At 34.7% G+C, this 14966-nt stretch carries 14 protein-coding genes and 1 tRNA gene; 13 read left to right on the plus strand and 2 right to left on the minus strand.

The window, feature by feature from the left end; translation table 11 throughout:
* Positions 1 to 132 precede the first annotated feature (132 nt).
* Together BN3326_RS12575 and trxA are read left to right on the plus strand one after the other, a co-directional pair.
* Positions 133 to 318 (plus strand): hypothetical protein, encoded by a 186-nt coding sequence (locus BN3326_RS12575; protein WP_069999597.1) that lies wholly within the window; start codon positions 133 to 135, stop codon positions 316 to 318.
* 146 nt (positions 319 to 464) lie between these two features.
* Positions 465 to 782 carry a thioredoxin gene (gene trxA, locus BN3326_RS12580; RefSeq protein WP_069999598.1) on the plus strand — a complete coding sequence of 106 codons (318 nt, stop codon included), beginning with the start codon at positions 465 to 467 and terminating at the stop codon, positions 780 to 782.
* Between the two features lie 67 nt (positions 783 to 849).
* On the opposite strand, the gene BN3326_RS12585 is transcribed toward trxA, so the two are convergent.
* Positions 850 to 2145 carry an AI-2E family transporter gene (locus tag BN3326_RS12585; protein ID WP_069999599.1) on the minus strand — a complete coding sequence of 432 codons (1296 nt, stop codon included), beginning with the start codon at positions 2143 to 2145 and terminating at the stop codon, positions 850 to 852.
* Positions 2146 to 2292: 147 nt separating this feature from the next.
* Here BN3326_RS12585 and BN3326_RS12590 point away from each other — a divergent pair.
* From BN3326_RS12590 to BN3326_RS12640, 11 genes are all read left to right on the plus strand, one after another.
* Positions 2293 to 2375 (plus strand) — tRNA-Leu (locus BN3326_RS12590).
* 167 nt (positions 2376 to 2542) lie between these two features.
* Entirely contained in the window at positions 2543 to 3424 is an 882-nt protein-coding gene (locus BN3326_RS12595; protein WP_069999600.1) for a LysR family transcriptional regulator, read from the plus strand.
* Between the two features lie 193 nt (positions 3425 to 3617).
* A complete protein-coding gene (locus BN3326_RS12600) occupies positions 3618 to 4904 on the plus strand; it encodes a 3-isopropylmalate dehydratase large subunit (protein WP_069999601.1) in 1287 nt (428 codons plus the stop codon).
* A gap of 16 nt (positions 4905 to 4920) precedes the next feature.
* Positions 4921 to 5445: a 3-isopropylmalate dehydratase small subunit gene (locus BN3326_RS12605; protein ID WP_069999602.1), complete on the plus strand. Its 525-nt coding sequence runs from the start codon at positions 4921 to 4923 to the stop codon at positions 5443 to 5445.
* 233 nt (positions 5446 to 5678) lie between these two features.
* A complete protein-coding gene (locus tag BN3326_RS12610) occupies positions 5679 to 6530 on the plus strand; it encodes a mechanosensitive ion channel family protein (protein ID WP_069999603.1) in 852 nt (283 codons plus the stop codon).
* Positions 6531 to 6755: 225 nt separating this feature from the next.
* A complete protein-coding gene (locus BN3326_RS12615) occupies positions 6756 to 7220 on the plus strand; it encodes a DUF2975 domain-containing protein (protein ID WP_069999604.1) in 465 nt (154 codons plus the stop codon).
* 13 nt (positions 7221 to 7233) lie between these two features.
* Positions 7234 to 7470, plus strand: coding sequence for a helix-turn-helix domain-containing protein (locus BN3326_RS12620; RefSeq protein WP_069999605.1), 237 nt, complete (start codon positions 7234 to 7236; stop codon positions 7468 to 7470).
* The gene (xrtK, locus tag BN3326_RS12625; RefSeq protein ID WP_069999606.1) at positions 7451 to 7999 is read left to right on the plus strand and encodes an exosortase K; all 549 of its coding nucleotides are present in this window, start codon (positions 7451 to 7453) and stop codon (positions 7997 to 7999) included. The genes BN3326_RS12620 and xrtK overlap by 20 nt, the downstream gene beginning before the upstream one ends.
* Entirely contained in the window at positions 7983 to 10823 is a 2841-nt protein-coding gene (locus BN3326_RS12630) for an MSEP-CTERM sorting domain-containing protein (RefSeq protein ID WP_069999607.1), read from the plus strand. Before xrtK ends, BN3326_RS12630 begins: the two co-directional genes overlap by 17 nt.
* A 64-nt stretch (positions 10824 to 10887) precedes the next feature.
* The gene (locus tag BN3326_RS12635; protein ID WP_069999608.1) at positions 10888 to 12375 is read left to right on the plus strand and encodes an alkaline phosphatase; all 1488 of its coding nucleotides are present in this window, start codon (positions 10888 to 10890) and stop codon (positions 12373 to 12375) included.
* Positions 12376 to 12478: 103 nt separating this feature from the next.
* A complete protein-coding gene (locus BN3326_RS12640) occupies positions 12479 to 13606 on the plus strand; it encodes a YibE/F family protein (RefSeq protein WP_069999609.1) in 1128 nt (375 codons plus the stop codon).
* On the opposite strand, the gene BN3326_RS12645 is transcribed toward BN3326_RS12640, so the two are convergent.
* Positions 13601 to 14848 (minus strand): APC family permease, encoded by a 1248-nt coding sequence (locus BN3326_RS12645; protein ID WP_069999610.1) that lies wholly within the window; start codon positions 14846 to 14848, stop codon positions 13601 to 13603. The two genes, BN3326_RS12640 and BN3326_RS12645, sit on opposite strands and share 6 nt — an antisense overlap.
* Between the last annotated feature and the right edge of the window lie 118 nt (positions 14849 to 14966).

Here is a 14966-nt window from a genome sequence, read left to right on the forward strand (position 1 = left end):
ATTATATAAGACGCTACAATATATTGTCAATTTAAAATATTATTTCAAAAATATCCTTATTAATTTGTTACATTTATTACAACTAATCCATATAATGGAATTAAAGGTGGTAATGAAAGGATCTGATAATAGATGCGTATAGGTGAAAAAATAGACCAATTTATTAAAGAATTAATGTATGAAAAAAGATACAGCAAGAATTACAAAAATTCAGAACAAAAAGTTAATTTATTTGAAAATCTATCCCAAGCATTAGAAGAAATGGAAGAATATATTGATCAAAAAACAAAAGACTATCAAATATTTAAAAAAAGATAAAAAAGAATAGTTCTAATAGAAATTGTAATACTACTAATAGAATAATATTATATTGCATTTATAAATAATATATAATAAACTAACCATATACTCTGATATAACAATAATATTTTATATCATGCAATGGATAAAGGAGGAAATACGAGATGGCGTATAAATTTACAGATAATAATTTTGAAGAAGATGTGCTTCAGTCACAGATGCCGGTAGTTATAGATTTTTATGCAGACTGGTGTGGACCATGTAAAATGATGTCACCAGTTATTGATGAACTTGCATCAGATTACGAGGGCAAAGTAAAAATAGGAAAACTAAATACAGATGAAAATCGAAGTATAGCTACTAAATATAATATAATGAGTATCCCAACTATTCTACTTATGAAAAATGGGCAAGTAGTAGATACAGTAGTGGGTGCTATGCCTAAAACAGCATTACAAGATAAAATAGATAGAATGTTATAATAAAGACGGGTGTGCAAAAAGCTGTATAGCTTTTTGCACACCCGTTTATTTTGAAATAGGAAAGTGACTAAGAGTCAGAAGGTTTATCGCCAGAAGATGATCCGTTTTGAGAGGAGCGTTTCTTTCTTGGTCTATTAGCAGGCGTGTTAGGAGGACTTTTGCTATGATCTATAGATAAAGGAAGTACATAAATATTTTTAGTTAATAAAGTTTTATCTACCCAGCGGTTAATAGTAATAAGAATAATAGCAATCAGGGGCGACGCAAAAAACATACCAAGCGGCCCCCATAAAGCACCACCGACCAAGATACCCGATATAATCCAAAAAGGACTAAGACCAATAGAATCTCCTAAGATTTTTGGACCTAATACCAAGCCGTCAAACTGCTGTAATAAGAAGATAAAGCCAGCCACGCTCACAGCGGGTAAAAATCCTTCAAATAGTGTAATCAGTACAGCTGGGATAGCACCTAAAATAGGCCCAAAATATGGAATCATATTAAACACACCCACGATAACTGATAAAAGTAAGGCATAAGGGTTTTTAATAATAGATAAACCTATAAAGCAGATTACACCGATTATAAAAGAATCTATAAATTTTCCAACGAAAAAGCGGATAAAGATTTCATGGCCTTCTTTAAAAATAGCGATGATTTTACTTGCTGTTGACTCACTTAAAAAAGAATACGTTAACCTTTTAGCGCCATATACAAAAGACTCTTTTTGTTCAAGCGCATAAAAAGATATCACAAATCCCATAATCCAATTAAATAAAGAAGAAGTAATGCTAAAAGCTTGGGACACGATAGTAGTCATAATACTATTAAGTCCTGCAAGATCAAAATACTTCTCGGGACTGAACATATCGAAAAGCTTAGTCGTATCCATGTGATAAGGAAGTGCTGAAATGTTTTCATTAACAGTAAGCTCTAAATCAGTAAGCATATTTTTAAACTCTGAAATATATAAAGGCAGCATATTAATGAGATCTCGTATATTGACTAAAATCTGTGGAAGCAGGTAACGTATCATCCAAATAACACTTCCAAATATACAGATATAAACGATGATAATAGATAGTGTACGAATTTTCTTTTTCTGACTTTGTGTCTTAGGCCGTATAAGTTTTAAAAGATTTCTTTCGAAAAAATCCATGATAGGATTAAGTAAATAAGAAACTAATAAGCCATAAATGATAGGCGATAAAACATTTGTGATATTCTTAAAATAAGTCATAATCGAAGGAACAATATTATCAGAATTAGAAGAAATTCTATAAAACAAAATAGAAACACTAATCACAAAAATTGCGTAGAGTGAAATACGAAAATAATTGTTACTTTGCCAAAGTTTTTTCATCTGCCCACCTCATAAAATGATATAATTTTATTCTAGCATATTATGATATTAAAAAAAAGAAATATAAAAAGTAAAAGATATAATAAAATACTTGACATAAGAGTATGGGTTAGATATAATTATACTTGCCTTTTAGGAAATGAATACGCGATCGTGGCGGAATTGGCATACGCGCTAGACTAAGGATCTAGTGGTCCTAGACCTTGGGGGTTCGAGTCCCCCCGATCGCATCAGATAACCTTGTAGCTCTTTGAGTTATGAGGTTTTTTGCTTTTTATAAGTTTATTTAAAAAACTAGTACTATAAAAGTAATTATGTTCCTATTGGCGATAACATAGTTTGAAATAGTACAGAAGTAGAGTATAATGATATAATTATTATTTATGGAGTAGTGACTATGGAGATTAGAGTTCTGAAATATTTTCTTATTACAGCGCGGGAGGAAAACATTACCCGTGCTGCGGAGTTTTTACACATGACACAGCCCACTCTCAGCCGTCAACTCATGCAGCTTGAGGAAGAGCTCGGAGTTACCCTTTTTGTGCGGGGAAAGCGTCGTATCAGCCTCACGGAGGAGGGAATGCTGCTTCGGCAACGGGCTGAGGAAATCATTACACTGGTTCAAAAAACAGAGCGTGAATTTATTGAACGCCTGGAAGTCTGCACAGGAACAGTTTCCATCGGATGCACTGAGACGATGGCTGCGGCAGTTTTACCCGATCTAATGAGAGAGTTTACCCTGCAGTTTCCACAAATTCGGTATGAGTTATTTTGTGGGAATACGGATGATGTAAAGGAGCGGCTAGATAACGGAATTTTGGATATAGGGATTATTCGGGAGCCTATTAACTTTGAAAAATATGACTATATTCAAATTCCCCATATAGATCATTGGGGGATTCTGCTTCCAGGTAACGATCCACTGACGGATAATGCCGTAGTCTCATTACAGCAAGTAGCTTTAAAGCCGCTGCTTCTTCCAAGTCGCCCAGCACTTTTGGAGGAAATAGCAGATTGGTTTAGATGTGCTGATGCAAACATTCATATACTTGCTACTTATAACACACTATCTACTGCAATTATGCTGACTCAGAATGGTGTTGGATTTGCAGTGTGCCCAGAAATAGCTCTGCGTATTGCCAACAATAGCCTTGTTACATTTAGGCCTTTTACGCCGCAATATAACACGAGAGGGTTTGTAATATGGAAAAAACAGCAAATCTTTACAACTGCTGCTGCCAGATTCTTGCAATTTATTAAGAATGTCTACAAGGCATGATAATTGATTAATTATAGGCATTTTACATGATAACTTAAATATGATACACTTCTTGTATAAGACAAGGAGTGTTTTTTTTGGAAGATAAATAGATATGGTAATAGAATATCTATTTATGATATGATAATGTATAATAATTTTTAATCATCATTGCCAATACGGCAGTTGAAATTTACAAAACAAGGAGAATAACATGGGTAAAACATTAGCTGAGAAAATTTTTGATGCACACAGAGTAGATATGCCATTTCCAGATACGCATGTTTTAAAGCTGGATAGGGTTTTTTGTCACGAAATTACAACACCAATTGCTATCACAGACCTTATGGCAAGAGGGATGGATCGCGTTTTTGATCCTACTAAAATCAAGGCAGTTATAGATCATGTAACACCAGCAAAGGATTCAAAAACTGCCGAGCAAGGCAAGATATTACGTGATTGGGCAAAAAGGCATAATATTAAAGATTTTTTTGATATTGGAAGAAACGGTGTATGTCATGCGATTTTTCCTGAAAAAGGCTTTGTAAGACCAGGATATACCGTTATTATGGGAGATTCTCATACCTGTACCCATGGTGCATTTGGCGCTTTTGCCGCAGGGGTTGGTACAACTGACCTTGAAGTAGGAATATTAAAAGGTGTCTGTGCATTCCACTTCCCAAAAACAATCAAAATTGTGCTTAATGGCAAATTACAGCCAGGGGTTTATGCAAAAGATCTTATCCTTTTCATTATTAAAGAATTAACTGTAAATGGTGCAACCAATATGGTGATAGAATTTGCAGGCCCAGTTATTGATGAAATGTCTATGGAATCACGTATGACACTATGTAATATGGCTATTGAAGCTGGTGGTACCTGTGGCGTATGTTATCCTGATATGACCACAGTTGAATACTTATGGGAGTTTATTAAAGATGAGTTCAGTTCAAAAGAAGAAGCATTAAAAGAATATTCCAAATGGGTTTCTGATGAGGATGCTTCCTATGAAAAAGTTTATGAATATGATGTAACAACTCTTGAGCCAATGGTTACTTTTGGGTTTAAACCAGACCAAGTAAAGTCAGTTGATGAGATGAATGGTACAAAAGTGGAGCAAGTCTATATAGGAAGCTGCACAAATGGCCGTATAGAAGATTTAAGAATTGCAGCTGAAGTACTTCGTGGTAAAAAAATAAGTGATGATGTACGCGGTATTGTTAGTCCTGCAACGCCAGCTATTTATGCTATGGCGCTTAAAGAAGGTATTATCGAGACTTTCCAAGATGCAGGTTTTTGTGTGACAAACCCTACATGTGGCGCTTGTCTAGGTATGAGTAATGGGGTTCTTGCAGAAGGAGAAGCTTGTGCATCAACTACAAATCGTAACTTTAACGGGAGAATGGGTAAAGGTGGCACAGTACATTTGATGAGTCCGGCGACTGCAGCAGCTACTGCGATTGAAGGTAAAATCACAAACTCACAACTATATAAAGCATAGAGAATGGAGGAAGAAAATGAAAAGTTTTAGCGGAAAAGTTTTATTTTTAGATAGAAATGATATCAATACAGATGAAATCATTCCAGCAAAGTATCTGACTGAAATCACAAAAGAGGCACTAGCACCTTATTTATTAGAAGACTTATCTCTTCCGGGCTTTAATAATAGTGAAGATATCAAAGATAAAGTTGTGGTTGTAACAAGAGAAAACTTTGGATGTGGTTCTTCTAGAGAGCATGCGCCATGGGCACTTGAAGTTAATGGAATCAATGTGGTTATAGCAGAAAATTTTGCAAGGATCTTTAGACAGAATATGTACAATTGTGGGATGTTCGCAATAGAATTACCAAAGGATAAAATTGAATATCTTTTTAATGCCTATGCAGATAAAGAAACAACAATGTCTATTGATATTGACGGTGATAAAATTTTAGTTGCATCAGGAGATCAATTAGAAGAGATTGATTTTAAAGTAGGCGAGTTTGATAAAGCCCTTGTTAAAGAAGGCGGCTGGATTGGATACGCTGATAAAAACTATTAATATTCATTGAAAATAAAATAGGATGAGCGATTAGAAGAGGTTATTACACTATAGTGTAATAGCCTCTTTAGTTTTAAGAAGCAGAGCCAGGTGGGAGGAGAGTATCTTTAGACGCGACTTGGATACGTGTGACGGAGCGGAGAAAGATAGCTCTCCTCCCACCTGGCGGACGTTATCAAAAACTCTAAAATCTGATATAATTAAGTCATTATTATTTCTCAGGAGGTATAAAGATGCCAGATATAAATCATGATATTATTTTTAATATCATATGGTCCATAGTACTTATTCTATCTATTCAAGGCCTTAAATCTTTTTTGTTTAAATTAATACATGCCAAAACTGAAGATGTATCAGCTTTTCATAAAGCCAAACGTGTTATCAATTTCAGCGCATTTTTCATTACTCTTTTTTTTATGGTATTGATTTGGTTTCAGTTAGGCGGGTCTTTTTCTACATATTTTGGACTTTTTACGGCAGGGATTGCACTGGCTCTTAAAGACCTTTTAGTTAATATATCTGCTTGGTTCTATATTTTATTTAAACATCCTTTTGAAGTAGGACATAGAATTGAGATTGGAAAAGTCAAAGGAGATGTTATTGATCAAGGGCTTTTTCAGTTTTCTATGATTGAAATTGGTAACTGGGTGGATGCTGAACAGAGTACAGGTCGGATTATCCACGTCCCTAATCATAAAATATTTACAGATTATCTCGCAAACTATACCATTGGATTTGAATACATTTGGAATGAGATTAGCGTTACGGTTACTTTTGAAAGTGATTGGAAAAAGGCAAAAAAACTGTTGCAAAACATTGCAGAGTGCCATGCAGCTGTATTAACAGAGGATGTGGAAAGCCGAATAAAAGAAGCTTCTAAAACATATATGATCTACTATAATAACTTAACCCCAATTGTTTATACATCGGTAAAAGAGAACGGCGTGCTTTTGACTATTAGATATGTTTGTGAGCCACATGCTAGAAGGATCACATCAGAAATAATATGGGAAAATATTCTAGATGTGTTTAATGAACACTCTGATATAGAGCTCGCTTATCCAACACGCCGTGTTGTTAACTGATACTATAAAACCTTACCCTATAAAGCCTTATAGCTTAATGTGCTATAAGGTTTTATAGGGTAAGGTTTTTTGAATATTTTGGATATTTTGAATCTATAAGGTACGAGGTTCTATATTGATTTGAGACAATTATATATCGATAAACAATAAATATATATTGAAAAAGGGAAAAGACTATAGTAGAATAAATACAAATAAATGTAAAAAACTTAAGGAGGTATACCTATGAGGATTATTGGTAAAAAGTCATTAGCATCCTTTGTAAAAATTTTATTGGATCTCATTTTTGTTGGAGGCATTGGTATATTACTGTCACTGCCAGTCTCGGTGAGGTGGTATCTAGGATATACTTATAGCAGCACCTATGATAACAGTTATTATTTTTTAGTAGGATTACTAGCTGTAACAGGTGTATTGGCACTAGGTATCGTAAGAGAGATCAGAAATATCTTTAAGACATTAGATGGAAAGGATCCCTTTATTATGAGCAATGTCAAAAGCTTAAATCGCATGGGAATATTTTCGTTTATCATTGCCTTTTTATATGGAACTAAAATTTATTATTTAAATTCTTTTTTCACCATTGTTATTCTCATGATTTTTGTAATCGCTGGTTTTTTCTCAATTATTTTAGCAGAGGTTTTTAGGCAGGCAGTGGAAGTGAAGATGGAGAATGACTATACGATATAGCTGGAGGGATACTATGGCAATTATTATAAACATTGATGTGATGATGGCTAAACGTAAGATTGGTGCTATTGAACTGGCAAATAGAATAGGGATCACCCCAGCCAATCTATCTATTTTAAAAAATAATAAAGCAAAGGCAATTAGATTTTCGACATTAGAGGCGATTTGCAAAGAACTTCAATGCCAGCCTGGAGATATTTTAGAATATGTGGAAGGTGAGGAGAGAGAAGATGAGGAGACTAAGCTATAGGATTAACAAGAGGAGTTGTTGGTATGCTTATATAGCTGCCGCTTTGCTTATCCTGTATGGCTTCTATCAATATGGTTCATTAGAACATCTAATGATTATTTTAAAACCAGTTACGTTTATTGTTGAGAAAGCTCTGGGGATTTCTTTTGCTTATATAACGGACATAGGTTTTGTCAGTGAGCAAGTTAATGTAGTGATTAATAAGAATTGTTCAGGGGTTATGTTTTGGATGATTGTTTTTCTGATGCTTGGTTTTTCGTTTATCCCGAGAGATCATGGGAGTTTGAAACTGTTTATTTCATTTATTAGTTTATTGCTCTTTTCATATGGTATTACGATTGCTGCTAATGCATCTAGGATTATTATTGCTATAAATGTTTTGGCATTTAATGAGGGCCAAACTGTAGCGGCAGGAAGATTACTTCATCAGTCTATAGGGATATTAGTCTATTGTACTTATTTATGGATGATATATGTTATTTTTTTAAATCTAACAAAAAAAGAGGTGGATGATGAAAAAGCTATATAACCCCATGTTTATTCTGTTGACAGTAACACTTCCACAGTTAGGTCTGCTCGGGGTATTTGGGAGAATTTTTTGGTTTCTACATACGGAGCTGTCAGACAAACAGATTGATAGTTGGATAGTATTTGGGACGGTGTTGGGAGCTTTTGGTCTAGGATTTACGATTTATAGTGTAGTTTGTGTGATTCATAAAAAGGCGTTGCATGTTTATACGGCCTATGGACTATTTGGACTTTATTTTTGCTTGCTGATCGCTTGCTTTTTTAGGTATACAGAAATTATTCCGGCTTCAATGCCTAGATATATGCTTATGGGAGTGAGCCCTGCACTGACAATACTAACACTTACCATGCCGGCACTGGCGCATGGCATGATGATGATTATAGAGGATACGGTAGAACGTTATCAATTGAAATCTGTTTTAAAACCATTTCTTTTTATGGTTGCTATTCCGCTTTCTTGGTATTTGTTTATCAATTTCATGTATGTAGTAAATAGAGGCCAGTCTGGTTTGTTTGAAAATATGGTTCCTATAGTGTTTGTTGTAAGTTCAGCAGCGTTTTTGTTTTTGTTTGGCACGCTTATTTATGTGATTCTAAAGAAAAAATCAAATTTATGGTATCAGTATATGGGCATTATTGTATTTCTAGGTTCGTTAATGGGTTTAGCCCTCAATCAATCGTTAGACAATGTATTCGGTGATTTTTCTCACTTTGGTTTTTATCTATGCAATGTCTTAACAACTAGTATGATGATGATTCCAAAAGTTGAAAATAAAAAATTACGATTACTTATATTTTTAGCGAAAAGCTGTCTGCTATGGTATAGTTTTTATTTTTTTATAGTGTTTTTACCCTATGCCCCTTTATCACTGGTGGGTATTTTAGCATTTGGGCTAGGTATTTTACTACTTATGCCTATAGTATTATTGTTTGTTCATATACAGTCTCTGTGGGAAGATTATAGTTATTTACTTAAATACTATAAAAAAACCAAAATAGCAGCACTTTTTATGGTTCAGCTTTTAGTATTTCCAGGGGTTGGCGCACTTATTATACAACAAGATCACACCCATTTAAATCAAGCACTTCGCTATACTTATCAACGCAGTTATAGCGAAGAAAATAAGACAACTATTGATACTTTAGGTATCAAAAGAGCACTAAGTGCAGTCAAACATATCAATGCAGACAATCAAAGAGGTAATGGGTTTTTAGCAGTTAGAACAAGTACACCTTATCTTACTGCTTTATATCAAGCTTATGCGCTAGATCATTTATCAATTTCACCCAGTAAAGTAAAAACACTAGAGCATGTCTTCTTAGGTCAACATGAGGATGAACAAGTGCAGCCAACTATTAATGCAGAAAATATTAAGGATGTGCATATCAATGAAATGAAGTATGAGACGCACTATGATCCTGAGCAAAATCTTTATAAAAGCTGGATTCATTTTGATTTAGAAAATACGATAGATGGCCTAAGTGAGTTTTATACCGTTTTTAAAATACCAGAAGGAAGCTATATTACTAATTATTATTTATATGTAGGAAATGAAAAAAAGTATGGAATCATTGCTGATAAAAGAGCTGCCAATTGGATTTATGAACAAAACAAGGTGATAAACCGAGATCCTGGGGTTTTGACCTATCTAAGTAGTAATCAAATAGAGTTTAAAATCTTCCCATTTGAACCATATCAGATAAGAAAAACAGGCATAGAAATAATCCACCCTACCCCTATAAATCTCACCATAGAAGATGAAGTAATTACTTTAAAAACACTTGATGCCATTAAGGAGGATATTAAGCAGCTAAATCTACAGATTCATCCTGCTATTAGGTATATAACAAAAGAGATGAAAGCAAATCTCCCAAAAGTGACGCGAAGTCCTAAATATTATTTTATTGTAGATCGTTCTAAAGACAGTAAGGAACAGACAGCGGCCTATATACAACGTATAAAAGACTTTATTGAAACACAAGAAATCGCTGAAGATGTAAATGGCATTATAGGGGTTAGCTTCGAAGAAAACAGGATCAAATATGAAGCGGGATGGGAAGAGGCCTTGAAGAAGACCGCTGTAAAAGGTGGCTTTTATGCTGACTATACCGTAAAAAGGATATTGTATGAGCATTATAACAGTCAGCTTGAAGAACAGCCAGTTTTTATCCTGGTAACAGATGCAATAGAAAAAGCAATATTTTCACAAGATTATAAAGATCTTAGTTTTATAAACCCAGAAGGGTTGGGCTATTATCATCTTTCAAAGGAACAAAAGCTAACGCAGTACGCTTTACAAGATTCAACGGTTTATAGCAGGAATCATACAGGGGCGGAGATATATAAAAAGCCTGTTTTAGTATGGCAAGGTGAAGGGGAAGGAATTTTTTATCTGCCTGATAATAATGAGGATAGTATTATTTTAACAGAAGCTATAGATGCAGAGGCCAAAGATCTATTTACAGATTCTTCATGGGAGAATGGCATCTTACTGCAAGCCTTATATAGAAGCTATCTTTTAAGTCCTGATCAGTATTTTGAAAAAGCATTGACTATTGTGAAAGGCAGCATTGTGAGTCAGGTAATGAGTCCTCTTACCTCTTTTATCGTACTTGAAAATAAAGCTCAAGAAAAAATAATGCTAGAAAAACAAAAACAAATACTTCAAGCCAAGAAGCCGCTAGATATAGGTGATATGACCGAAATGGAGGAACCACCGCTTCTAGGAATAGGTGCGTTTGTTATAGTGTTACTAGCCATTATGAAAAAGAAAAAACAAAATATTTTACCTATATTTAACAAAAACTTTATAAAATTAAAATAAATTTTGAATGTTTTAAAGATAAAATTACTGCGAGGGTTAAAAAATAATATGAAGAGGTGAAATGATGTTTAATGTAAAAAGACACTTTAAGACCATTATCACATCCGTACTTGCATTAGTTGTATCTTTTGGGATATTAGGATTGCAGACTCAAGCAGTATCAGCACAAACTACTCAGCGTAATACAACAGCAAAAAAAGCAAAATATGTTTTTATGTTTATAGGGGACGGCATGTCAGCTACACAAGCGAACGCAGCAGAAATCTACTTAGGCTCTCTAAAAAATAGTGCAGCCCCAGAACTTGTGAAACTTAATTTTTCTAAATTTCCGGTACAGGGGCTTAAGACTACATATGCAGCAGATTCATTCATTCCTGATTCTGCATCATCCGGAACAGCTATGGCATCCGGTTATAAAACTGTAGATGGTGTTATCAATATGGATCCAGCAAAAAAAGTAAAATATACTTCAATGGCTGAATCAGCTAAAAAAAGTGGTATGAAAGTAGGTATCGTGAGTTCTGTATCTATTGACCATGCGACACCGGCAGTATTTTATGCGCATCAAACTTCAAGAAATAATTATTATGATATCGCTCTTGAACTTGGCAAAAGCGGATTTGACTACTTTGGGGGAGGCGGATTTAATCAGCCAACAGGTAAGAATAAAGATCAAGAAGATGTTTATGAAATCGTAAAAAGAGATGGCTATACTATTACACGTACAAAAGAAGATTTTGAAAAGATTAATAAGCAAACAGGTAAAGTTTATGCAGTTAATCCGGTACTTGATAAATCTAATGCAATGCCTTATGCGATTAATCAAGATAGTGCAAGTTTAAGTTTGGCGGATTTTACCAGAAAGGGGATAGAGGTTTTAGAAAATCCTCAAGGCTTCTTTATGATGGTAGAAAGTGGCAAGATTGACTGGGCATGTCATGCAAATGATGCGGCAACCAGTATTAAAGAAGTTATTGCTTTTGAAGAGGCAATAGCAGAAGCGATTAAGTTTTATCAAAAGCATCCAAATGATACACTGATTGTAGTAACGGGTGACCACGAAACAGGTGGATTAGGGATAGGCTTTGCAGGTACAAAGTATAATACTTCCTTTCCTCTTCTTAAAAATCAAAAGATCTCTTATGATGAATTCGACAAGGTAGTTGCTCAGTATCGTGCGTCACATACACCTGAAACTGCTAAAATAGAAGATTTTTATGGGGTGCTTAGTGATAAAATGGGACTTAATAATTTAAAAGAATTAGAGTTAAATCAATTAAAAGAAGCTTTAAAAGTAAGTATGTTAGCAGCAAGTGAGAGACCAACAGATGATAAAACGTATTTATTGTATGGGGGTTATGAACCACTGAGCATTACAGTAACGCATATTTTGAATCAAAGAGCAGGGATTGGCTGGACTACTTATGCACATACAGGCGTTCCAGTTCCACTATATGCCATAGGCCAAGGATCCGAAATATTTTCTGGGTATTATGATGATACAGATACTTACCAAAAGTTTATGTCTGTTATGAAACTCGCGAGTAAATAAAAATGAATAAAGCATGTATCTTTAGGCACAAAGGAATCCTTTTGTGCCTTTTGAACAGCTTGGGAAATGATTTAGGAACCTATATAACAGGAGGCAACATACTTTGAATAAGCAGCTAAAGTATTCAAATCTTATTTTTCTTACAGTAGTTATTATAATAATAGGTATTTTAACAGTTATTCCTACAGGATTTGAAACGGATATGTATAAAGAAAGCGTAAGAGTAAAAGCCAAGATCATAGAGGTTAATAATACGTCTATTATTCAAACAGGAATCATTAAACAAGGTAATCAAAGCTTAAAAGTACAGGTGTTAAGTGGTAAATATAAAGGAGATATCTATGAAGCGGTCAATCATCTAAGGGGACAGATGGAATTTGATAAGATATTTGAGGTGGGGGATATGGCACTCGTTGTACTGGATCTAGGGGAGGATAAAGAGGTAATCTTTGCCAATGCCATAGATCATTACCGGTTAGAGCTGGAGCTTGTATTATTTATTGTTTTTGTAGTGGGCATGATTGGCGTAACGGGGTGGACGGGAGTCAGAGCAATACTTTCTTTTGTTTTTACAATACTTATGATATGGAAAATCTTAATTCCTAGTTTTTTAAAAGGCTTCAATCCTATTCTTATTGCGATGGGCAGTATTATAATTATTGCATTTGTTATTATTTTTCTCGTGGCGGGCTTTACTAAAAAAGGGGCAATAGCTTTTCTGGGATCGTTTTTCGGGGTATTGCTAACTGGTATATTTGCACTTGGTTTCGGAAAAGCATTTAAACTACATGGGGCAGTAGTGCCTTTTTCAGAAACATTACTGTATAGTGGTTATCACTATTTGAACTTGACCTCTATTTTCTTAGCGGGGATCTTTATTGCTTCATCAGGAGCGGTAATGGATGTAGCTATGGACATAGCAGCCTCGCTGGATGAAATTGTTGAAAAAAAGCCAGAACTTACGACTAAGGAAGTTATTGCATCTGGACTCACTGTCTCAAGGTCTGTACTTGGGACCATAGTGACCACACTTTTGTTGGCGTACTCAGGCGGCTATACAGCACTCATGATGGTATTTATGGCACAAGGAACGCCACTTGTTAATATTTTAAATATTACTTATGTATCTTCTGAAATTTTACATACTCTTGTGGGCAGTTTTGGCTTGGTACTGGTTGCACCGGTTACTTCAGTAATCGGTGGTGTCATTTTAACTCAAACAAAATCATAGAGTTTGTGAGAACTGAGCTTTTGAGCATTTTAATGCGCTGCCTAAAGTGACTGCTATAAAAAGAATCCATGCAATAAGAGATGAATAGGTTAGTAGTAAACAGAAAATAATAATTAAAATAGTTACAAAAAGTTTTACAAGGATACCTTTAACACATTTAAAACTTGCAAGAAGGCCTAAGAGTGCGTTACAAATAAAAAAAGTATTGGCGATACTAACGATCGCTTCAAGGGTAATCCAGTGACAATAAATAAATACAAGGATCAAGGCGTGCAGGCCGGCTAAAATAAATAGTGTAGTTTTGGGGGATTTTTCCCCCTTTTTTTGTTTGAAAAATTGAGGTAAGGTGCCGTTTTCTGCTCTTTTGGCGACTTGTCTTGAAGTAGCACCAACGAACATGATAAATGTGCAGAAACACAAACCAGCAGCAATGGTTCCTATAATGAAAAAAGAATATTCTCCAAATATAGGGACTAAAATCATGCCCATATTAACATCCGTACCTTGGCCTGAAATTTCAAAATTAATCTTATTTTGTAAAGCGAATGTACTGATCAGATATACCAAAACGACAGCGCTCAAGCTGATCTTCATAGCCCGCATAATAGTTACCTGGGGGTTTTCAACATCTTCTATATAATTACCGATTACTTCCCAACCAATGATTGCCCAAGATAAAAGAAGAAGCGTATACCCCATGCTGCTTATTTTAGGCAAGCCTGCAGGGTAGAAAATAGCAGGTTGTGTGATTAAACTAAAGAGCCCTCCTATGACTAAAAGAAGTGCTGTTAAAGAAGAAAGAATTAAAGATAACTTCCCTATTTTAGCTACATCCATTAATAGAACAAAGGTCGCAAGTATAAGAAAAATAAAAGCTATAATGACTTTTAAATAAGGAATATCTAAAAACATATTGTGAATAAACTCAGCAGCTGTTACAACAACGGCAACGGGTCCAAAACATACAGCTAGTGTAAGAAAGTTTGAAGCAAGCTGTCCTGGAAAGAATCCGATTTCTCTTGAAATAATACTGCTAATCCCTTCATTACTGCAGGTTAATAAGCTCATCTTAGCAAAAATATAAGCGAATATTCCGCCAAGAAACATCATGATAATCCAAGCAACTATAGCATGTTGTCCTAAAGTTTTAATAGCAATAGGGGGAAGCAACACAATGCCAGACCCTAGTATTGGACCGATCATGAGCCCGCTGAGTGTTAATGTGTTTAATTTTTTATCCATTATTACGCCTCCCTTTGAAGTGATTATAAAAGCTATTTAGTTATTTGTAAAATTGAAAGTTTAGATGGTATCCATCAATAATATTGAATCTATGGTATAATACACTATAAATAAGATC

The organism is Cellulosilyticum sp. I15G10I2 (genome assembly GCF_900095725.1).
Lineage (GTDB): Bacteria > Bacillota > Clostridia > Lachnospirales > Cellulosilyticaceae > FMMP01.